This window comes from Paenibacillus sp. J5C2022, assembly GCF_025567625.1.
In the GTDB taxonomy this organism is placed as follows: Bacteria; Bacillota; Bacilli; order Paenibacillales; family Paenibacillaceae; genus Pristimantibacillus.
On the sequence record NZ_JAOQJC010000001.1, the window covers coordinates 40520 to 62536 of the forward strand.

The following is a 22017-nucleotide window of genomic DNA, read 5'->3' on the forward strand; positions in this document are numbered from 1 at the left end:
CTCATGAAAGTAAGGGATTTAATAGTAATCGTCGGAATCATTGGCATCGTACTTATGATGATTATTCCCATCCCGACCCTTCTCATCGATATTCTTCTTATACTGAATATCTCGCTCGCACTGACGATCCTGTTGGTAGCGATGAATACAAGGGAAGCGCTGGACTTCTCCATATTTCCCGCCATATTGCTAATCACTACGTTATTCCGGCTGGCGCTCAGCGTATCGACAACCAGAAGCATTCTGAAACATGCAGAGGCTGGCGATGTCATTGACACTTTCGGGAAATGGGTGGGCGGCGGTGAAGTCATTATCGGATTTATCGTCTTCCTCATTCTCGTTCTCGTGCAGTTCATCGTCATTACGAAAGGCTCGGAGCGGGTAGCGGAGGTTGCGGCCAGATTCACACTGGATGCGATGCCGGGCAAGCAGATGAGCATAGATGCCGATCTGAATTCGGGGCTGATCAATGAAGCGCAGGCGAAGGAGCGCCGCTCCAAGATCGAGAGAGAAGCGGACTTCTATGGAGCGATGGACGGCGCCAGCAAATTCGTCAAAGGCGATGCCATTGCGACGATCATTATTCTGATCATTAACCTGATCGGTGGATTCATCGTCGGTATGGCCATTCACGGCATGGGCTTCCAGGAAGCGATGGAAAGATTCTCGATTCTGACGATCGGCGACGGCCTTGTCGCGCAGATCCCTGCATTGCTCATCTCCACCTCAGCAGGTCTGATCGTGACGCGATCAGCGTCGACGGGCAATCTGGCAGAGGACTTGACGGGGCAGATGCTCAAGTTCCCGAAAATGCTGTACGTTGCAGCTGGCGCGATCGCCATGCTCGGCTTGACGCCGATCGGCATTCTGCGAACATGGCCATTCGCGATTCTGTTCGCCGTCGGCGCATGGTTCATGCAGCGCACATTCGAGAAGAAGCAGGAGCAAGAAGAGTTGCTTGTAGAGGAACAGGAGATCGAGGAAGTGCGCAGTCCGGAAAGTGTCGTCAGCCTGCTGCAGGTCGATCCCATTGAGTTCGAATTCGGCTACGGCTTGATTCCGCTCGCGGACACTTCGCAAGGCGGAGACTTGCTGGACCGGATCATTATGATCCGCCGGCAATGCGCGCTGGAGCTCGGACTTGTCGTACCGGTCATTCGGATCAGGGACAATATCCAATTGAAGCCGAACGAATATGTGATCAAGATCAAGGGCAATACGGTTGCGCGCGGCGATCTGCTGCTGAATCATTATCTGGCGATGAGTCCGGGCTTCGAGGACGATTCGATCGTAGGCATCGAGACGATGGAGCCCGCATTCGGGCTGCCTGCCATATGGATCGATGAACAGATGAAGGAGAGAGCGGAGCTGTCGGGTTATACAGTGGTCGACCCGCCTTCGGTAGTCGCCACACACTTGACGGAGATCGTCAAGCGTCATGCGCATGAACTGATTGGCCGTCAGGAAGCGAAGATGCTGATCGAGAATGTGAAGGAATCCTATCCGGCGCTTGTCGAAGAGCTGATCCCTGCCATCTTGACCGTAGGCGATGTGCAGAAGGTGCTGGCGAAGCTGTTGAAGGAGAAAATTTCCATACGCGATCTGGTTACGATATTCGAAGCGCTGGCCGATCACGGCAGCTACACGAAAGACCCGGACATACTGACGGAATATGTGCGGCAAGCGCTCTCCCGTCAGATTACCCAGCAATACTCCTCCGAGGGGGATACGCTTAGGGTTATTACAATCGGACCAGCACTGGAGAAGAAGATTGCAGAGTCGGTTCAGCAGTCGGATCAGGGCAGCTACATCGCATTGGACCCTGTCTCAACCCAGCAGGTGTATCAACGGCTAAGCGATCAGGTGAGCCGGCAGATTCAGTCGGGCGGGCAGCCTATCGTGCTGACATCGCCGACGATACGCATGTATCTGAGGCAAATCATTGAGAGAACGATGCAGGATGTGCCGGTATTGTCTTACAGCGAGCTGGAGCCGAGTATTGAAGTACAAAGCGTCGGGGTGGTCAATCTATGAGAATGAAGCGATATATCGTGAATGCACTGCCTGAAGCCGTGGCCATGATTCGCACCGATCTTGGCCATGACGCTGTCATATTGGAAACGAAGCAAATTCATGTCGGCGGCTTCATGGGCATGTTCCGCAAAAAAAAGATGGAAGTCATTGCGGCAGTCGAAGGAGGCGCCGGGAAGGCGCCTGCCAAGCCGAAGCAGGTTCCCGCTCCGGAAGTGGGGGCCGCTCTGCAGCAATTGCTGCTGCAATCCTCTAAGGGCACAGCCGCTGCCGTTTCCCCTGCGGCCGCTTCTGAAGCAGAGTCCGCACCGGTTGCTCATAACGTCTCTCGACCGACAGAGTCGTCTCCCGCGAAGCCGGCTTCGCTCAAGGAAGAGAAGGAGCAATTCATTATTAACGAAATCAGGGAGCTTCGCGACTATATGAAGAAGCTGTCCAAAAGCGGAGCGTTCGCACAGACATACTCCGAGTCTATAGCTGCTCTGCAGAATCGGCTATTGGAGCAGGAGGTGGAGCAGCGCTGGATAGACGAATTGGCAGAAGCGCTGCAGCAGGAAGAGCAGTCCCGTGGCGAGATCCTGACTCAGAGGGAAGCTTGGGCGCTAGCTTACGATTGGTTCTCAGCGAAGCTGAAGCCCTTTACGAACGAGGGAATCCGCGAGGATACGCGCGTTATTCAATTCGTGGGACCGACCGGAGTCGGCAAGACGACATCGATCGCCAAGCTTGCGGCAGAGCAGTCCATCAAGCATGGGCGCAAGATCGGATTTATTACTTCGGATACATATCGGATTGCCGCCGTGGAGCAGTTGCGCACTTATGCGAATATATTGGATGCTCCGATGGAAGTTGTGTTCTCTCCGGCGGATTTAACCAAGGCTTACAAGGCTTTGGAGGATCGTGACCTCATATTGATGGATACGGCGGGACGCAACTACCGCAGCGAGCTGCATGTGTCGGAAGTGAACAGTCTGCTGCACAGCAGCGAACAGAGCGAGATCATTCTGGTGCTCAGCTTGACGGGCAAGTTCAAGGATATGACGCTTCTGGCTGACCGATTCAAAAAATACGGCATACGAAAAGCCATTTTTACCAAGTGTGACGAGACAGTTGTATACGGCGCGATATTCAATCTCGTGATGGAATATGAGTTGCTTCCGACGCATATTGCAAGCGGACAGACTGTTCCGGACGACATCGCGCCTTTCCATAGCAAGAGTTACGTCGAGATGCTGCTGGGAGAGGCTGACCATGAATGATCAGGCTGAAGCACTGCGTCATCTCGTCAGACAACAGGAGAATATTCGCAATCAAAGAACGACGCGAGTGGTCACGATTACCAGCGGCAAGGGAGGGGTGGGCAAATCCAATTTCAGCTTGAACTTCGCCTTATCCTTGCAGAAGCTCGGCTGCAAGGTGCTAGTCTTCGATGCGGACATCGGCATGGCCAACATTGACGTGCTGATGGGCGTCACCTCCAGCTACAACCTGTATCACTTGCTGAAGCAGGATAAAACGATATGGGATATCATTCAGCTTGGCCCGCAAGGACTGCACTACATAGCCGGAGGTTCGGGCGTAACCGAATTGCTGCAGCTGTCCGATCGCGAGCTGGAGCGGTTCGGGACGGAAATTGGCAAGCTGCATGGCGAATACGATGTCATCCTGTTCGATACGGGAGCAGGTCTCTCGAAGGAGACGGTCAAGTTCATCATGTCGGCCCAGCAGACTATCGTCGTAACAACGCCGGAGCCGACATCCATTACGGACGCATACGCTCTGATCAAGATGGTAAAGGGAATGGAGCCTCAGGTTACCTTCCGATTAATTGTTAACCGGGCTTCCAGCAGGAGAGAAGGGACGGAGACGGCAGAGAAGATCGAGCTTGTAGCGAGACGATTCCTGCAGTGCGATCTGCCCGCTCTGGGCATCATTCCAGACGATTCATCGGTATCGAAAGCGGTAAAGCGGCAGAAGCCGTTCACGCTGCTGTATCCCGACTGCGCCGCCTCCGCATCCATTATGAGCATTGCCAAAGCATTTCTAGAAGTTCCGCAGACCGCGGCTTCCGCCGGCGGCGTCAAAGGATTCCTGCATAAATTATTCAGTCGTTCAAGATAGTCCTTTGAGAGGAAGGAGGGAGGCTAATGGCACCCCATCGCGTATTAGTGGTAGACGATTCCGCATTCATGCGGAAAATTATTAGCGATCTCATCAGCCAGGACAGCGAATTCACCATTGTAGCAACTGCAGTCAACGGAGCGGAAGCCGTATCGGCAGCTGCGAAGTACAGGCCGGATATTATTACGATGGACTTGGAAATGCCGATTATGAACGGTATTGAGGCATTGGGGCTAATTATGAGGCGGACGCCGACGCCGATCATTATGCTGTCCGGCATAAGCGAGGCAAACACAAGGGAGACGATCAAGGCGCTTCAATACGGAGCGTTCGACTTCATCCGCAAGCCCACCAGCGCCGCATCGGGAGATATCAGGCAAGTTGGAGAGGTGCTGCTCGACAAGCTCCGGGCAGCTGTATCCGTGAAGAAGGAGCCTCCGGCTTCAGCTACAGAGATACAGCGTCCGACACTGCCGCAGAAGCCGCTCGCGCCGCGAATAGCGGCAGAAGCGCCTACGCGACATGAGCGTGCCGCTGCGCCGCAGAGCCCGGCCACCGGCAGCAAGGGACGGAAGCCGCCGGCAGCGGCAGCTCCGGCGAAGCCCGCACCGCCCAGGAAAAACACGGCGCCTTCCGCGGCACCGACACCGAGCAAGACGGCCCGGCCGGAAAGCGACAGAGCTGCGGCGGGGGCAAATGCATCGCAATCGACGGGGAAAGCGTTCCATCATATCGTTGCCATCGGGACTTCGACAGGGGGGCCGAGGGCGCTTCACGAAGTAGTCAGTTCCTTGCCGGCAGACTTGCCTTCGCCTGTTCTCGTGGTACAGCATATGCCACCCAAATTCACGAGATCGCTGGCACAGCGGCTGGACAGCTTCAGCGCGCTGCGCGTTATCGAAGCGGAGGACGGGATGAAGCTTTGCCGCGGTACCGTCTATATCGCTCCCGGCGGGCGACATCTGAAGCTGAGCAGGCATGGGGGCGACTACGTCGTTCAGCTGTCGGACGAGCCGGCGCGCAATGGACATCGTCCCTCCGTCGATGTCATGTTCGAATCTATAGCGCCTTACGGTGAGCTGGCAAGGCATGCGGTCATTATGACGGGTATGGGAAGCGACGGAGCGAAAGGGATGAAGCTCTTGGCGGATGAAGGAGCCGTAACGACAATTGCCGAGTCGGAAGAGACTTGCATCGTATACGGCATGCCGAGGTCGGCAGTGGAGAACGGCTCTGTCCAGCAGATCGTTCCTCTGCATGAGATCGCCTCGAGAATCGTCCAGGCGGTGATGAAAGCCTAAGCAGGAGACGCAATTATTCCAACAGGAGGTGCAAGCGAATGGATATGAATGCTTACTTGTCCATGTTTATCGACGAATCAAACGATCATCTGCAAGCGCTGAATGAGAATATGCTCAAGCTGGAGAGCGATCCGGAGGATCTCTCCATCGTACAATCCATCTTTCGATCCGCCCACACGCTGAAGGGAATGTCAGCAACGATGGGGTTCGAGGATTTGGCCTCTCTCACCCATGAGATGGAGAATGTGCTGGATCTGGTTCGCAATAGTAAGCTCAGCATGGACAGCTTTATTTTCGATACGTTGTTCAAAGGGCTGGATGCGCTGGAAGCCATGGTGCAGGACATTATTAACGGCGGTACCGGGAAGTCTGATGTGACGGCTATTGTACAGTCTCTTCAATCGATTCTGAAGGGAGACTACAAGACCGACGGCGGGAGCGCAACATCCGCCTCCGACAAGGGCGCTTCCGGCGAAGCGGCCATGCTGGATCAATTCCAGGCTTCCGTCCTGCAGCAATCCATGGAAAGCGGGCATCAAGCCTATTACATAAAAGTGACGGTCAGCGAGAATTGCGTGTTGAAAGCGGCAAGAGCATATATGGTGTTCGATGTGCTGGAGCGAAGCGGCGAGGTGATCAAGTCGGAGCCTTCCGTCCAGGATTTGGAGCAGGAGAAGTTCGACCAGTCATTCACGGTGTTCATCGTCACGACAGCTTCCGAGGAGGAACTGACGGGCAAAATTATGGCTATCTCCGAAATCGAATCCGCCCAGCTTACGCTGCTGGATGCGGAGTCGCTGGCCTCGTTGTCTGCAGTTCCGGCGGCAGCCGCTGCAGAGGCGGCACCGAAGGCGCAAGCGGCAGCGCCGACTGAGAGTGGACGCGGAGCGGACACCGCCAAGAAGAGCACGGCCGCAGTGGCTTCCAGAACGATTCGTGTCGATATCGAAAGGCTGGACACGCTTATGAATCTGTTCAGCGAGCTGCTGATCGACAGAGTGCGTCTGGAGCAGCTGGCAAGCGAAGTCAAGCGTACGGAACTGACGGAGACGGTCGAGCATATGTCCAGAGTCAGCTCCGACTTGCAGAACATTGTCCTGAAGCTGCGCATGGTTCCCGTTGACGCCGTATTCAATCGCTTTCCCCGTATGGTTCGGGATCTTGCGAAATCGTTGGACAAGAAGATCGAACTCGTCATTACAGGCGCGGACACGGAGTTGGACAGAACGGTTATTGATGAAATCGGCGATCCGCTCGTTCACTTGCTCCGCAATTCGGTCGACCACGGGATCGAGACCGTTCAGGAACGGGTTGCAGCGGGCAAGCCGGAGACGGGCACGGTTCATCTTCGGGCGTTCCATAGCGGCAATCATGTGTTCATTGAAGTGGAAGAAGACGGTAAGGGCATCAATGGAGAGAAGGTGCTTGGCATTGCCGTCAAGAACGGCGTTCTGACGGAGGAGGAAGGCAAGAAGCTGACGCAGGATGAAGTGAATATGCTCATCTTCGCTCCCGGCTTCAGTACGGCGGATAAAGTGTCGGATATATCGGGACGCGGCGTAGGATTGGACGTCGTCCGAACGAAGATTACATCACTGGGCGGGAATGTGACAGTGACCTCTGCGATGGGCAAAGGAACGAAGTTCTCGGTTCAGCTTCCATTGACCCTGTCCATCATTTCCGCGATGCTGATCAAACTTGGCTCCGAGAAGTATGCGATCCCGCTCTCCTCGATCGTGGAGACGGGAATCATTAAGCGCTCTTCCATTCTGAACGTGCACGGGAATCACATGATTCGCTTCCGGGACGCTATTATTCCGCTTGTTTCCTTGAGCCGGGTGCTGGAGTCTCCCGACTACGACGAAGGCGGGGAAGAGGAGACGGAGATTGTCGTCATTCAGAAGGGCGATAAGTGGGCTGCCGTTACGGTCGACGACTTCATCGGACAAAGCGAGATCGTTCTGAAGTCGCTTGGCAAGTATTTGACCAATACGCATGCCATATCCGGGGCAACCATATTGGGCGACGGGCAAGTTGCGTTAATAGTTGATCCTAATGCGTTAATTAAATAGGGGGGTTGCAACATGGGAGAAGAATTGAAGGTTATCGTATTCGGCTTGGGCAATGAGGAGTACGGCATTGAAGTGGACAAGGTGCGCACGATCGAGAGGATGTGCCCGATTACGCGCGTGCCGAAAACGCCGTCCTTTATTAAAGGGGTTATCAATCTCAGAGGCGTCGTCGTTCCGGTCATCGATCTTCGCGGAAGATTCAATCTGGCCGAGACGGAGCTTACCGACAATTCCCGCATTATCGTCGTTGCCGTTGCCGAGATGGAAGTCGGATTTATCGTCGATTCGGCGAACGATGTGACAGATATCGATGCCGATGAGATTGATTCCCCGCCGGAAATCGTGGGAGGCATCAAGGCGAAGTACTTGCGCGGCATTGCCAAGCTGGACGAAGACAGGCTGCTAATCATGCTGAATCTGTCCGAGGTGCTGAACAAGGATGAGATAATCCAGCTAGAGGGGCTGGAGGTATAGACCGTGACGCAATTTCATCGACTTCAGGCATTTGAACTGGATGTATTGAAGGAAGTGGGGAATATCGGTGCGGGCAATGCCGCCACGGCATTGTCCAAGCTGCTCGACAAGCCGGTCGACATGGCGGTTCCGAAGGTCAGCTTGCTGCCTTTCGAGGAAGTGGCTGAGCTGGTCGGTGGCTCCGAGCAGATCGTCATCGCGATCTTCCTTCGCGTGGAAGGCGAAGCGCCGGGCAATATGTTCTACATTATTCAAGAGCAGTCCGTTAACCGGATGCTGAACCAGCTGTTGTCCATCGATCATCAAGAGGGGGAAGGTTACTCCGAGATGGAGCTTTCCGCCCTCTGCGAGATCGGCAATATTCTTGCAGGCTCCTACTTGTCTTCACTTGCGGATTTCACCCGGCTGCCCATGTTCCCTTCCGTGCCGGCTGTCGCTCATGATATGGCAGGCGCCATTCTCAGCTACGGCCTGATGCAATACGGGGAGATGGGAGATTCGGCGCTATTGATAGAAACACAGTTTCAAGAGGATTGCCATTCCTTGAAGGGCCATTTCTTCCTCATACCGGACCCCGATTCCTTCCGGAAAATATTCCAATCTCTGGGAGTCAGTTCCGATGATTGAACAACTGCTCGTAAAGGTGGGAATGGCTGATTTGAATATCGCTTGTGATGGTGCACAGCTGAAGACGACAGGGCTCGGCTCCTGCGTGGGACTTACGTTGTTCGATCCGCTTGAGCGAATAGGCGGGATGGCGCATGTGATGCTTCCTTCTTCCGACATTGCCCGGGAGGCGAAAGTGAACATTGCCAAGTATGCCGATACCGCCATCCCTGAATTATTGGAACGCATGTTTGCCGCCGGTGCGAAGAGAGAGCGGCTCAAGGCGAAGATGGCCGGCGGCGCGCAAATGTTCGCGCTCTCGAGCCAATCGGACACGCTGAGGATCGGACCACGCAATGTAGAATCCTGTACGGCTATACTGAACGCCTACCATATTCCGATCTTATCGCAAGATACGGGCGGGAATTTTGGAAGAACGATAGAATTGGACAGCAACAACGGCGTGCTGCGGATTAAGAGCATGCAATATGGAGTAAAGGAGATTTAAAAAATGCTGGGATCGTGGCGATGGAATATCGGTTTTGGGCTGCTGGGAGCGCTGCTAATCATCGTATTCTCGATGAACAGCAATCCGATGTCCGTTGTGCTGCTTCGCAGCTTGTATGCCTTCGTTTCTTTTTTTGTCTTGGCGTTCGCCGCTCGCGCTGCGCTGGCGGCTATATTGAAGCCGCCTGCCATTGCGGACGATGCGGAGGATCGTCAAGACGACGGCGGCTCGCAGCTTGATCTGGTAACTCCGGACGAATCCGGAGATTTGAACGATATGCTTAAGGCTCAGCTTCAAGGCGATGCGGACAAGCCCGGCAAGGCTAACGCGCAGGATGCTCAAGCGACCGATTTCAAGCCGCTGAATCCGCCGCAGTTCGTATCCGCCGATGATAAACAGCCAGAACATTTGGCGAAAGCACTACGTCATCTAACAGGAGAGTGAGTCGATGGCAGAGCTAAAAACGCCTCATTTGACAAACATCCAGATGTGGCAGGCATGGAAGGAACACGGTGATATCGAAGCCAAGAAAGGGCTAATTGAGCATTACTTGCCTCTGGTGGATTATGTGACGAACCGGATGGCGATCGGTCTGCCCAAAAACGTCCTGCGGGACGATCTGGCCAGCAACGGCGTAATGGGACTGATCGATGCGATCGAAAAATTCGATTATATGCGCGGTCTGCAGTTCGAGACCTATGCTTCATGGCGTATCCGCGGCGCCATTATCGACGGCTTGCGCCAGGGAGACTGGGTCCCCCGCTCGGTAAGGGAGAAGGCCAAACGTGTGGAGGATGCTTATCAGCTGTTGGAGCAGCAATATATGCGGACGGTAACAGATACGGAAATAAGTCAGTATCTGGGCGTTAGCGAACGTGAATTTGCAACGATGCTTCAAGATATATCCGTCGCGACGATATGCTCGCTGGAGGACCCCATTCGAGAAGAAGAGTCGGAGACGCGCATGTCGCTGCTTATTGATGACAAGGCCAAAAATCCGGACTATAAGGTTCATGAGTATTATTTGAAGGAATCGCTTGTGAAGGGCATCGAACGATTGACCGAGAAAGAACGAATTGTCGTGTCTCTCTTTTATTATGAAGAGCTTTCTCTTAGCGAGATCGCTGAAGTCATGTCACTTTCCCCGTCGAGAATTTCCCAATTGCACTCCAAGGCAATTCTAAGGCTCAGGGGTGTATTGGCTAAACATAAAGAACAATTACTGCAGCACTAGAAAGGAGGAGAAGGATGGACAATTTCCCATTGGACTCATACCTGCGTGTACAGACATCAACGGATAAGCTGTCTGCCTTTTTAACATTTGCCCGAATGACCGACGAATTCGCATGCACACCGGAAGAACTGGGGCGTTTCCTGCGCAGCAAGGGGATTGTCCATGGTCTTCTTACCGAGGTTCTGGAGCAAATATGCGTTAACCCGCTTGCCTATTGCAAGGAACAGACATTGGTTGCTCAAGGACACAGCCCCATGCCGGGTAGGAACGGCTCAATATCTTATGTGTACGACAAGCATACGGGGAGCAGCGCTCCTGCCCAGGATGAGCACGGTAAAGTGGACTTGAAACAGGTTACCCGGCTGAACAACGTCAACCGGGGACAACTCCTTGCAGAGCTGATGGCGCCAACTGCAGGACCCGCAGGACGAACCGTAACAGGCGAGGAGCTTCAGCCAGTTACGGGAAAGCCGGCGCATTTTAAAATCGGCAAAAACGTCGTCATGAACGGGGAAGGAACGGCGTTGTATGCGGCAATCGACGGCCTTGTCGCGATTACGGATAAAGGGAAGATCAATGTGTTCCCGGTCTATGAAGTGAACGGGGACGTCGACTATAGCGTCGGAAACATCGATTTCGTAGGGACAGTCGTCATCCGCGGCAATGTGCTCAGCGGCTTCAAGGTTCATGCTACCGGGGATATCCGTGTCGTCGGCGGAGTGGAGGGAGCGGAGCTTGAGTCCAGCGGCTCCATTGAAATTACCGGGGGCATCATGGCGGGAGGCAAGGGCAGCGTCAAGGCTGCGGGCAATGTGCGTTGCTCCTTCATTCAGGAAGGCAATGTGCACGCGAGCGGCGATGTTGTCGTAAGCCAGAGCATTATGCACGCGAATGTGAAAGCCGGCGGAAGCGTTATCTGCTCCGGAGCCAAAGGATTGATCGTTGGCGGAGTCATCCAGGCCGGAACTAGCGTCCAGGCTCGTATGATCGGCAATTCGATGTCCACCGCCACCTTCGTGGAGGTTGGTGTCAATCCGGAGCTTCGGGATGAACTCCAGGAGCTGCGCCAGCTCATCAAGAATACTTATGATAACCTGGACAAAACCGAGAAGGCGCTCGTTATTCTGGATACGATGGCGGCTTCCGGTCAACTGACGCCGGATCGGCTGGCGATGAGAGTGAAGCTGAATGCCACGAAGCGGCAAGCGAATGCCGAACTTGGCGAGTCGAAAGAGCGGATGCTGGAAATCGAAAAAACGCTGGAGGACACAGGGCGCTCGAAAGTGGACATCAGCGGGACGGTATTCGGAGGCACCAAAATTGTCATCGGGCGATACACGAAGTTCGTGAAGGATGCGACGCAAAGGGTTTCCTTTCAATACATGGAAGGCGACATTGCGATCGTGCCTTACTCGCCGTAGCGAAGGGGTGATTAGGCCGTATGACATTCAAATCACTGGATCTGCAGATGTCTATCCCGCGGACACAGGAGATGGGCAACATGCAGCAGCAGGCGATGCAGCGACCGGTCGCGGAGCAGTCGTTGCTTGAGAATCAGGCTGCAAAGAAAACCGAAGAGCTGAGAGCCCAAAATACGGCGGTGGAGGGTGCTTCCAAAGCGATGGTCCACGCCGATGGCGAAGGGCCAAAGCAGCAGTATGCCGGCAAGGAGACCAAGCGTCAGGGAGAAAAAGAAGAAGAGGAAAGCGAAGCGCCTGTACATCCCTACAAGGGTCATCATCTTGATATTACCTTATAATGAAAGAAAGGCGGCTGGACTATGGGGCCATGGCAAATTATTGTACTTCTCGGAGCGGTTATCCTGGTTGCCGCCTTCCTGATCCCCCGCAACAAAGGACGGAATGGCGAACAGGGGGGATCGCTTCAAAACATGGAGATCGCCTTGGAGCAATTCATGGAAAACATGGAGAAGGACAACGGCGAGCTCATGGAGCTTCTGGCCGACTCCGGCAAAGCCGCTGCCGAAAGGGAAAAGCTGTATGAAACGCGCATCGCCCGGCTGGAGCAAACTTGCTCGCGGCTGGAGTTGCAGCTTCAATCGCTGCGTTCCTCCAATCCGAGGGCGCAAGCGTCCGCTGCTGTCGGGATGCAGGTAGAGACGCAGCCCCAACCCGACAGCGTGCCGCCCGCTTTAGTAGAAGATGGGGCCGAACCATCGGAAGTTGCCGTATCCTCAACGATTCAATCCCGCTATGCATCGTTATTGGAACTGCATCGCAATGGCAAATCCATCGAAGCGATCGCGAGGCGTATGGAGATGAATAAAGGCGAGGTTCAGCTCATCTTGCAGCTGGCCAAGCAGGAGGAGGCCGCACGTGCTTGACAAGCGATCCTTGCTCATCGGACTCGGTGCAGGCATAATAATCGGCGCAACGCTTTTTCAATTGTTCTCTATCGGCCAGAGCAATCAGGAACAGCTTGACAGAGTCGGGATCGAACAGCCTGCGGAGGAAGGCATTCCGTCGCCGGAGCCGCAAGATGGGAATATGCCGTCTGAGGCATCCGGCGCAGCCCCCTCTAATCAGGACGAGCCTGCGGATGAAGAGCTGCCAACCGAGAAGCAACCGGCAAACGAGACGGCGAATGTCGAGAACATGATTGAAGCGGATAAGGCGGAGGAAGCGACGGCCGACAGCGTAACGGCGATAACGGCCGACGAGCGCGTCATCCGCATTGAGCCTGGATTCAATCTGACGGAGACAGCGAATCTGCTCGCTTCATCGGGGGCCATCGATAATGCCGCCGCCTTTATAAAAGAAATGAAAAAGCAAAATAAAATGGTTCGCGCGGGCTATTTTTTGTTTTCCGAGGGCACCGGCATTAAGGACGCCGTCAAAATCGTGACAAGCGAGCCGCTCTCCCCCAAAATGGCGCAACAGCTTCTGCTAGATTCCGACTCGTAAACAAACCAGCGGATTTGCAACGCAACAGTTGCTTCCGGGAGACAGATATGATATATTAATTGACGGTGTTAAAAACGCACGCTGGTCAATTTTCTCAAGGGTGCTTTCGCCAGGCGAAAGTTTTGGGGAAAGATGCGACGGGCGGAGGAGCACACAAAAACCAATCGGGAGGTGTTGAAGAATGGCGGTTATTTCCATGAAACAGCTTCTGGAAGCTGGGGTACACTTCGGTCATCAGACTCGTCGTTGGAACCCGAAGATGGATCGTTATATCTTCACAGAAAGAAACGGAATCTACATTATCGACTTGCAAAAAACAGTGAAAAAGGTTGACGAGGCTTATAACTTCGTAAAATCCATCGCTGAAGAAGGCGGTACTGTATTGTTCGTAGGAACAAAGAAGCAAGCTCAAGATTCTGTTAAAGAAGAAGCAGAGCGTTGCGGAAACTTCTACATCAACCAGCGTTGGCTCGGCGGCACGCTGACCAACTTCCAAACGATCCAAAAGCGTATCGATCGTCTGAAAACGCTGGAGAAGTGGGAAGAAGACGGTACTTTCGAGGTTCTGCCTAAGAAAGAAGTAATCATCCTGCGCAAGGAAAAAGATCGTCTGGAGAAATTCCTGGGCGGCATTAAAGGCATGAACGGTCTGCCAAGCGCGTTGTTCGTTATCGATCCTCGCAAAGAGCGCATTGCTGTTGCTGAAGCTCGCAAGCTGGGTATCCCAATCGTAGGCATCGTTGACACGAACTGCGATCCGGACGAAATCGACTACGTTATTCCTGGCAATGACGATGCGATCCGTGCGGTTAAGCTGCTCACTTCCAAAATGGCGGATGCGATTGTGGAAGCGAACCAAGGCGAGCAAACAACTGCGTAATTTTAAATTGCATATTTGTTTATGAAAACAAAGGGTGGTCAGATGGTGAAAGCCTCTCGCTGCCCTTTTTTTGAGCAAAGGTTTTTCCAATAGAACATAACTTGAACTGAACAATTAGGAGGGTTTAATATGGCGGTAAATGCAAGCGCGGTAAAGGAACTACGTGAAAAAACAGGTGCAGGCATGCTGGATTGCAAAAAAGCGCTGGAGGAGACAAACGGCGATATCGAGAAAGCGATTGGCGTCCTTCGGGAGAAAGGGCTTGCGGCTGCAGCAAAGAAAGCCGGCCGTATCGCAACTGAAGGCGTTGTTGAATCTTACATCCATGCGGGCGGCCGCATCGGCGTAATTGTGGAAATCAACTGTGAGACGGACTTCGTGGCAAAAACAGATCAATTCCGTGATTTTGCAAAGGATATTGCGATGCAGATTGCAGCGGCAAACCCGAAATTCGTGCGTCGTGAAGAAGTACCTTCTGACGAATTGGAGAAAGAGCGCGAAATTCTGAAGGCGCAAGCGCTGAACGAAGGCAAGCCTGAAAAAATCGTTGAGAAAATGGTTGACGGCCGCATCTCCAAATACTATGAAGAGTTCTGTCTGATGGAGCAATCCTTCATTAAAGATCCGGACAAAACGATCTCCGAAATGCTGAACGAGAAAATCAGCAAAATCGGCGAGAACATCTCCATCCGCCGCTTCGTTCGTTATGAACTTGGCGAAGGTCTGGAGAAAAAAGAAGATAATTTCGTTGAAGAGGTTATGGCTCAAGCGAAACTTTAATCCGAACGCTAGCGGCGGGGCGGGGCGTCCGCCCCGCCTCGTCTGTGTACGGCAACATAATTGATTGACCTCGTGCGCGAGGTGAAAGATGGAGGTATAAACGTTGGAACATCCTGTATTTAAACGCATCGTACTGAAGGTCAGCGGCGAGTCATTGTCCGGACAGGAAGGTTATGGAATCGAGGCTTCAGTAATCTCCTCCATTGCGGAGCAAGTGAAAGAAGTCGTTCAACTGGGCGTAGAGGTCGCTATCGTCGTCGGCGGCGGCAACATATGGCGCGGCATTGCCGGAACGGCGAAGGGCATCGACCGGGCAACCGCAGATTATATGGGGATGCTTGCAACCGTAATGAACTCGCTCGCGCTTCAAGACGCGCTTGAGCAAATTGATGTGCCAACTCGCGTACAAACTTCAATTGCCATGCAGCAAATCGCAGAGCCGTATATCCGGCGCCGCGCTATACGCCACCTGGAGAAAGGCCGTGTCGTAATCTTCGCTGCAGGCACAGGCAATCCTTACTTCTCGACGGATACGACTGCCGCTCTCAGGGCAGCCGAGATCGAAGCTGAAGTGATCCTGATGGCGAAGAACAAGGTGGACGGCGTTTATTCCGCGGATCCGTTCAAGGACAGCACGGCGGAGAAGTACGAGGAATTGACGTATCTGGATGTGCTGAACCGCAATCTGGGTGTGATGGATTCCACCGCATCTTCATTGTGCATGGACAATAATATTCCGCTAATCGTATTCGCAATTACGGAGCAAGGCAATATAAAACGAGTTGTGCAAGGCGAAAAAATCGGAACGATAGTGAGAGGAAGTGCTAAGTAATGCCACAAGCGATTAAGAAAAATGCCGAAGAGCGTATGGAGAAGGCGATATCCGCGCTGAAGCGTGATTTAGCCACTTTGAGAGCGGGCAAAGCAAGCCCCTCCTTACTGGATCGGATTCAAGTGGAGTACTATGGAGCGATGACACCGCTTAATCAGCTTGCCAACATTAATACACCGGATGCGCGTACGCTGTTCATCCAGCCTTGGGACAAATCGTCGTTGGGCGCGATCGAGAAAGCGATTCTGAAGTCGGATGTCGGACTTACGCCTTCCAATGATGGCGACGTCATTCGCATCTCGGTACCAATGCTGACGGAAGAGCGTCGCAACGAGCTAGTGAAATCTTCCAAGAAGTTCGGAGAGGATGCGAAGGTGGCGATCCGCAATATTCGCCGCGACGCCAACGACGATGTGAAGAAGCTGGAGAAGACGGATATTTCCGAGGATGAATCACGCCGTCATCAGGACGATATTCAGAAGGCTACCGATAAATTTATTGCCGAGGTAGAGAAGGTTATCTCTGCCAAGGAGAAAGAAATTCTGGAAGTTTAATTGCGGTTTTCGCAATGGAAACGATAGGCGACCCCTCCGACAGGTGGGGTTCCTTTATACTTATTGGCGGGTGCTAGCCGTTTAAACTTGTTTGGTTGGGAGGAAGTTAGATGATCAAGCGACTTTGGGCCAAGCTGGGAAGGCCGTCCTTGCCGTCTGCTGACTCGGAAGCGTTCGATAACGTGCCACGGCACGTTGCCATCATCATGGACGGGAACGGGCGATGGGCGAAAAATCGCGGATTGCCTCGAATGGCTGGTCATCACTCCGGTATGAAGACGGTAAAGCGCATCACGATCGCAGCGGAACGAATAGGAGTCAAATATTTAACGCTGTATGCCTTCTCAACGGAAAACTGGAAGCGTCCAAGAGCGGAAGTCGACTTTCTTATGAAGCTGCCTGAGCAATTTCTTGAGGTCGAGCTGAAGGACTTAATGGCCAACAATGTCCAAGTTCGCATGATGGGCTACAAGGAGGAACTTCCGTCCCATACCTTGAAGGCCGTCGAAGAAGCCATTTCACGAACGGCAGGGAACACAGGACTCGTACTTAATTTTGCCCTTAATTACGGCAGTCGGAAAGAAATGCTGGAAGCCATTAAACAAATAGCCGTGGATGTCAAGCGGGGAGAGCTTGAGCCTGAGGCGATAGACGATCGGCTGATGGATTCGCGATTGTTGACAAGCGATATCCCGGACCCCGATCTGCTGATTCGTACGAGCGGTGAGCTGCGAATAAGCAATTTCATGCTATGGCAGCTGGCTTACAGCGAGCTATGGTTTACGGATGTGTACTGGCCGGAATTTACGGAAGAGCATTTTCATGAAGCCATTCACGAGTACCAGAGAAGAGCGCGCAGGTACGGCGGTTTGTAGCTTCAAGACACGGAGTGTGACTGTTAAGTGAAACAAAGACTAATTACCGGCATCCTTGCAGGAGCCTTCTTCTTGGCCATAACGATTGCAGGCGGCCCGTATTTCGATGCTCTGCTTATTCTATTAGCTATGATCGGTTTCAGCGAATATGCGAAGATGAACGGCGTCCCCCTGCTGCATCCCGCATCGTTGCTTGGATTTGCCGGCGTTATATATATTGTGCCTCCGTGGGCCGGCTGGGGAGTGGAGCTGCCGTCGTTTCTTACGATGATCTGGCTGCTTGCGTTCTTCTTGCTGGCCGTTACCGTTGTAACGAAGAATGCAATGACGATTGACGGCGCTGCTCTTATGCTGCTTGGTGCAATTTATGTAGGAGTAGGCTTCTCCGCCATGATAGAGGTTCGGGGCATGTCGCTGGACGGAATGTTCTGGACGTTCCTGTCCTTTGGCTGCATATGGGCCTCTGATATAGGCGCTTATTTCGTCGGACGAGCTATCGGCAAGCGCAAGCTATGGCCGTCTATAAGCCCCAACAAGACGGTAGAAGGAGCGCTGGGCGGGGTGCTGCTATCCCTGCTCGTCGCGGTCTGCTTCGCCTTGTTCGCTCCAGAGACGCTCTCGCTGGGCCATGCCGTTCTCATCGGATTGCTTGCGGCTATAGCAGGCCAATTCGGCGATTTGATCCAATCGGCTTACAAGCGCGTGCGGGGGATTAAGGATACCGGCGCTTTATTGCCGGGCCACGGCGGCGTGCTGGATCGCTGCGACAGCTGGATTATCGTATTTCCTTTGCTGTTGCTATGTTCGCTTATACCGGCATAAGATTAAGGGCTTCCTAACACAGCTATTATTGGAGGTTCAAATACGTTGAAAAAAATTGCTTTGTTAGGTTCGACGGGGTCGATCGGCACGCAGACGCTGGACATTGTGGACCATCACCCCGATCTATACCGAGTTGTCGCATTGTCGGCCGGCTCGAGAGTGGATGAGCTGGTGGAGCAGGCGAACAAATATAGACCTGCGCTTGTCAGTCTGGCAACGAAGGAATTGGCGGATCGTGCAGCGCCGCATCTGCCGCCGGGCACCCGAGTGGCTTACGGTGAGCAAGGTCTCATTGAAGTCGCCGCAAGTACAGACGCCGACATTGTAGTGACGGCCATCATGGGGAGCAGAGGACTTCCCGCGACGATGGCTGCGATCGATGCGGGCAAGACGATTGCATTGGCGAATAAGGAGACGCTGGTAACGGCAGGACATCTCGTCATGAAGCGAGCCAAGGAGCGCGGCGTCTCCATTCTGCCGGTCGACAGCGAGCATTCTGCGATATTCCAATGCCTGAACGGCGAGAGGGCTCAGACGGTCAAGACCATTACGCTTACGGCCTCGGGCGGGTCGTTCCGTGACCGGACGAGAGACGAGCTGGCCAGTGTGACGGTGGAACAAGCGTTGAATCATCCGAATTGGTCGATGGGTGCCAAAATTACGATAGATTCCGCCACAATGGTCAACAAGGGGCTGGAAGTCATTGAGGCCAAGTGGCTGTACGATGTCGATTACGACCAAATCAAAGTACTTATTCACCCCGAAAGCATTATCCATTCTTACGTCGAATTCGTGGACAACAGCGTCGTTGCGCAATTGGGCTTGCCCGACATGCGGGTTCCCATCCAATACGCGCTTACCTATCCCGATCGGCAACCAACACCTACGGAACCACTGGATTTGGCCGCGATCGGCAAGCTGCACTTTCGAGAGATGGACTACGATCGCTATCCGGCGCTTCGGCTAGCCTTCCAATGCGGACGGCTCGGACAATCCGCTCCGACTGTATATAACGCAGCCAACGAGATTGCGGTATCCCGCTTCTTGAACGGGGAGATTGCGTTTCTGGATATTGAACGCATACTGCAGGAAGTCGTCGACCGCCATCAGGTGTGCGCCGTCGATTATATTGACGCGATAGACGAGATCGATCGATGGGCCAGAAGCGTGGCGGCAAAGGTGTAGAACCGGAAAAAGTGGTTCTCTTGTATCGGACGGGAGAATAATGATAATCTATGTACAGGCCGTAACGAACAGGAGGCTACAGGGCAATGGGAACGTTGGGGGTCATATTTTTCACGGTGCTCGTCTTTTTTGTGATCGTCACCATACATGAGTGGGGTCATTTCTATTTCGCGAAGCGGGCAGGCATATTGGTGAGGGAGTTCGCTATCGGCTTCGGACCTAAGCTATTCTCCGTCAAGAAGGGGGAAACCCGGTATACGCTCCGTCTCATTCCGGCCGGCGGATTCGTCAGAATGGCTGGAGAAGACCCGGAGCTTGTCGAGGTTCAGCCCGGTCAGACGATTGCGGTTCGTATGAAGGATGGAGCCGTCACGCGAATGTATCTCGACCGACTGGATGACAGAAGCAACACTGTTCGCGGTGAAGTCGTGTCACTGGACTTGGAGCACAAGCTTGTTATCAGGCTCGATATCGAAGGAGACGTCGAGGAGTTCTCCGTACATCCGCAAGCGCTGATCATCACTCGCGGTCAAGAGACGCAGATCGCGCCGTATGATCGACAGTTCGGCAGCAAGCCGGTACGCAAGCGGGCAATGGCGATATTCGCCGGTCCTATGATGAACTTCATACTGGCGTTCGTCTTGTTCGGCGTATACGTGCAGTTGGCAGGTGTTCCGGAGAAACTTATGATCGGAGAAGCTACGAAAGGGATGCCGGCGCATGCAGCCAAGCTGCAGCAAGGCGACGTTATTTACGCTATCAACGGTGAACCGATTGGCACCGATTTCGAGCGAATGATTGACCTGATCGGCGAATCCGTCGGCAAGCCGGTCAAACTCGACATTGTACGGGGCGGCAAGTCTTTCACGGTGACAGTTACGCCGGTGGCGGATGATCATGGCGTAGGCAAGATCGGCATTGCTCCGATGTATGAGACGAGGTCAGCCACGATCGGGGAGACCGTCACGAAGTCGGCTACGCTGATGAAAGATATGACGGTGCTCATATTTGACGGCTTCAAAATGCTGGTGACTGGCCAGTTCAAGCTGGATGATCTGGGCGGACCGGTTCGAACGGCGGAGATGACAAGCCAGATTGCAAGGCAAGGCATCGATCAGCTGACAAGCTGGACGGCGCTGCTCAGTCTGTATTTGGGTATTTTCAATTTGCTGCCGATTCCGGCGCTCGATGGAAGCAGACTGATCTTCCTGGGTCTGGAAGCCGTCCGCAGACGGCCGATTGATCCCAACAAGGAGAGCATGGTTCATTTTATCGGCTTTGCCATGCTGATGCTGCTTATGGTCGTGGTTACCTATAATGATATTTTACGTTTAGTGAGAGGGGAGTAGTCTGTCGCTCATGTCCAAGGATAAAGGGTTTGTTACGGAAATTACGCCGCAAAGCGAAGATTTCTCGAGATGGTATATCGATGTAATCAAGAAAGCGGAACTGATGGACTATTCGCCGGTTCGCGGCTGCATCGTGTTTCGTCCCGATGGCTACGAGCTTTGGGAGAACATGCAACGAGAGCTGGATCAGCGCTTCAAGGATACGGGACACCGCAACGCCTATTTCCCGTTGTTTATTCCGGAGAGCTTCTTCCAGAAGGAGAAGGAGCATGTGGAAGGCTTCAATCCCGAGCTTCCATGGGTAACGGAAGCGGCCGGTGAGAAGCTGGAGGAGAGACTTGCGATCCGTCCCACCTCGGAGACGATGATCGGGCATATGTATGCGAAGTGGATTCAATCGTATCGCGACTTGCCGGTATTGATCAATCAGTGGGCCAACGTCGTCCGCTGGGAGAAGCGGACGCTGCCGTTCCTGCGCACGAGCGAATTCCTGTGGCAGGAAGGCCATACGGCGCATGAGGACGAAGCGGACGCACGCAAGGAAACGCTGACGATGCTGGATGTATATACGGACTTCGTGGAGAACTTCCTTGCGATTCCGGTCGTTAAAGGCGAGAAAACGCCATCGGAGCGATTCGCCGGAGCGGTGGATACGTATTCCATCGAAGCGATGATGAAGGACGGCCGCGCCGTGCAAGCAGGTACATCCCACTACATGGGCACAAAGTTCGCGGAAGCGTTCGATATCAAGTTCCTTGACCGTCAGAACGAGCTGCAATTCGCGCATACGACTTCCTGGGGTGTCAGCACCCGACTCATCGGAGCGTTAATTATGGTGCACGGAGACGATCGCGGTCTGGCACTGCCGCCTAAGGTCGCTCCTACCCAGGTCATCATGATACCAATCGGTCCGGCGAAGATGCGCGAAGCCGTCGTTGGCCGCGTGGACGAGCTGTACGCCGAGCTGAAAGCTGCCGGCATCCGCGTTCGCGTAGATGACCGTGCCGATGTCAGTCCTGGCTGGAAGTTCAACGAATACGAGATGCGCGGTGTGCCATTGCGCCTTGAGCTGGGACCTCGCGACATGGACAACGGTGTCGTTGTGCTTGTCTCGCGCATTACGGGCGAGAAGCGCATCGTGAAGCAGGATGAACTAGCAGGCGAAGTGAGCAAGATGCTGGAAGAGACGCAAGCGGCCATGTACGAGCGGGCCATGCAGTTCAGACAGCACAATTCTGCCACTGTGGACACGTTGGACGAGATGAAGAGCTTCATGGAAGAGAAGCGCGGCTTCGTGGAGGCCGGCTGGTGCGGCTCAGCTGCATGCGAGAAGCAGGTGAAGGAAGAGACGGGAGCGACGAGCCGGAATATTCCGTTTCAGCCAGCGACGACGAAGGCGACTTGTCTTGTTTGCGGCGATGCTTCCAAGCATACAGTCGTATTTGCCCGCGCTTACTAGGAGCCTCCCT

23 protein-coding genes are annotated in these 22017 nt (G+C 53.7%); all 23 read left to right on the forward strand.

What is annotated here, in order from left to right:
* Positions 1–3: 3 nt before the first annotated feature.
* The 23 genes from flhA to proS all read left to right on the forward strand — a co-directional run bounded on the left by flhA (position 4) and on the right by proS (position 22007).
* Positions 4–2034, forward strand: coding sequence for a flagellar biosynthesis protein FlhA (gene flhA / locus M6D81_RS00240; protein WP_262674730.1), 2031 nt, complete (start codon positions 4–6; stop codon positions 2032–2034).
* Positions 2031–3290 (forward strand): flagellar biosynthesis GTPase FlhF, encoded by a 1260-nt coding sequence (flhF, locus tag M6D81_RS00245; RefSeq protein ID WP_262674731.1) that lies wholly within the window; start codon positions 2031–2033, stop codon positions 3288–3290. The genes flhA and flhF overlap by 4 nt, the downstream gene beginning before the upstream one ends.
* Positions 3283–4152 carry a MinD/ParA family protein gene (locus M6D81_RS00250; protein WP_262674732.1) on the forward strand — a complete coding sequence of 290 codons (870 nt, stop codon included), beginning with the start codon at positions 3283–3285 and terminating at the stop codon, positions 4150–4152. The genes flhF and M6D81_RS00250 overlap by 8 nt, the downstream gene beginning before the upstream one ends.
* Before the next feature lie 26 nt (positions 4153–4178).
* On the forward strand, positions 4179–5453 hold the full coding sequence (locus M6D81_RS00255) for a protein-glutamate methylesterase/protein-glutamine glutaminase (protein WP_262674734.1): 1275 nt from the start codon (positions 4179–4181) through the stop codon (positions 5451–5453).
* Positions 5454–5491: 38 nt separating this feature from the next.
* A complete protein-coding gene (locus tag M6D81_RS00260; RefSeq protein WP_262674735.1) occupies positions 5492–7525 on the forward strand; it encodes a chemotaxis protein CheA in 2034 nt (677 codons plus the stop codon).
* A gap of 12 nt (positions 7526–7537) precedes the next feature.
* Positions 7538–7999, forward strand: coding sequence for a chemotaxis protein CheW (locus M6D81_RS00265; RefSeq protein ID WP_262674737.1), 462 nt, complete (start codon positions 7538–7540; stop codon positions 7997–7999).
* 3 nt (positions 8000–8002) lie between these two features.
* Entirely contained in the window at positions 8003–8626 is a 624-nt protein-coding gene (locus M6D81_RS00270; RefSeq protein WP_262674738.1) for a chemotaxis protein CheC, read from the forward strand.
* Positions 8619–9113 (forward strand): chemotaxis protein CheD, encoded by a 495-nt coding sequence (locus M6D81_RS00275; protein ID WP_262674740.1) that lies wholly within the window; start codon positions 8619–8621, stop codon positions 9111–9113. The genes M6D81_RS00270 and M6D81_RS00275 overlap by 8 nt, the downstream gene beginning before the upstream one ends.
* A 3-nt stretch (positions 9114–9116) precedes the next feature.
* Positions 9117–9557: a hypothetical protein gene (locus tag M6D81_RS00280; protein ID WP_262674741.1), complete on the forward strand. Its 441-nt coding sequence runs from the start codon at positions 9117–9119 to the stop codon at positions 9555–9557.
* Between the two features lie 4 nt (positions 9558–9561).
* Positions 9562–10347: a FliA/WhiG family RNA polymerase sigma factor gene (locus tag M6D81_RS00285; RefSeq protein WP_262674743.1), complete on the forward strand. Its 786-nt coding sequence runs from the start codon at positions 9562–9564 to the stop codon at positions 10345–10347.
* Between the two features lie 14 nt (positions 10348–10361).
* Entirely contained in the window at positions 10362–11768 is a 1407-nt protein-coding gene (locus tag M6D81_RS00290; RefSeq protein ID WP_262674744.1) for a flagellar assembly protein A, read from the forward strand.
* Positions 11769–11788: 20 nt separating this feature from the next.
* Positions 11789–12106 carry a hypothetical protein gene (locus M6D81_RS00295; protein WP_262674745.1) on the forward strand — a complete coding sequence of 106 codons (318 nt, stop codon included), beginning with the start codon at positions 11789–11791 and terminating at the stop codon, positions 12104–12106.
* Between the two features lie 21 nt (positions 12107–12127).
* Complete coding sequence (locus tag M6D81_RS00300; RefSeq protein WP_262674746.1) at positions 12128–12691, forward strand: DUF6115 domain-containing protein; 564 nt, start codon at positions 12128–12130, stop codon at positions 12689–12691.
* A complete protein-coding gene (locus M6D81_RS00305; RefSeq protein WP_262674747.1) occupies positions 12684–13271 on the forward strand; it encodes a hypothetical protein in 588 nt (195 codons plus the stop codon). The genes M6D81_RS00300 and M6D81_RS00305 overlap by 8 nt, the downstream gene beginning before the upstream one ends.
* 181 nt (positions 13272–13452) lie before the next feature.
* Positions 13453–14151, forward strand: coding sequence for a 30S ribosomal protein S2 (gene rpsB / locus M6D81_RS00310; protein ID WP_262674748.1), 699 nt, complete (start codon positions 13453–13455; stop codon positions 14149–14151).
* Between the two features lie 129 nt (positions 14152–14280).
* Positions 14281–14931: a translation elongation factor Ts gene (gene tsf, locus M6D81_RS00315; protein ID WP_262674749.1), complete on the forward strand. Its 651-nt coding sequence runs from the start codon at positions 14281–14283 to the stop codon at positions 14929–14931.
* Between the two features lie 103 nt (positions 14932–15034).
* Positions 15035–15763: a UMP kinase gene (gene pyrH / locus M6D81_RS00320; protein ID WP_262674750.1), complete on the forward strand. Its 729-nt coding sequence runs from the start codon at positions 15035–15037 to the stop codon at positions 15761–15763.
* Positions 15763–16317 (forward strand): ribosome recycling factor, encoded by a 555-nt coding sequence (gene frr / locus M6D81_RS00325; RefSeq protein ID WP_262674751.1) that lies wholly within the window; start codon positions 15763–15765, stop codon positions 16315–16317. Before pyrH ends, frr begins: the two co-directional genes overlap by 1 nt.
* 110 nt (positions 16318–16427) lie before the next feature.
* Complete coding sequence (gene uppS / locus M6D81_RS00330; protein WP_262674752.1) at positions 16428–17192, forward strand: undecaprenyl pyrophosphate synthase; 765 nt, start codon at positions 16428–16430, stop codon at positions 17190–17192.
* A gap of 27 nt (positions 17193–17219) precedes the next feature.
* Positions 17220–18014: a phosphatidate cytidylyltransferase gene (locus M6D81_RS00335; RefSeq protein WP_262674753.1), complete on the forward strand. Its 795-nt coding sequence runs from the start codon at positions 17220–17222 to the stop codon at positions 18012–18014.
* A gap of 45 nt (positions 18015–18059) precedes the next feature.
* The gene (locus M6D81_RS00340) at positions 18060–19199 is read left to right on the forward strand and encodes a 1-deoxy-D-xylulose-5-phosphate reductoisomerase (protein WP_262674754.1); all 1140 of its coding nucleotides are present in this window, start codon (positions 18060–18062) and stop codon (positions 19197–19199) included.
* Between the two features lie 86 nt (positions 19200–19285).
* Positions 19286–20548, forward strand: a complete 1263-nt coding sequence (gene rseP / locus M6D81_RS00345; protein ID WP_262674755.1) for an RIP metalloprotease RseP — start codon at positions 19286–19288, stop codon at positions 20546–20548.
* Positions 20549–20558: 10 nt separating this feature from the next.
* On the forward strand, positions 20559–22007 hold the full coding sequence (gene proS, locus M6D81_RS00350) for a proline--tRNA ligase (protein WP_262674757.1): 1449 nt from the start codon (positions 20559–20561) through the stop codon (positions 22005–22007).
* Positions 22008–22017 lie beyond the last annotated feature (10 nt).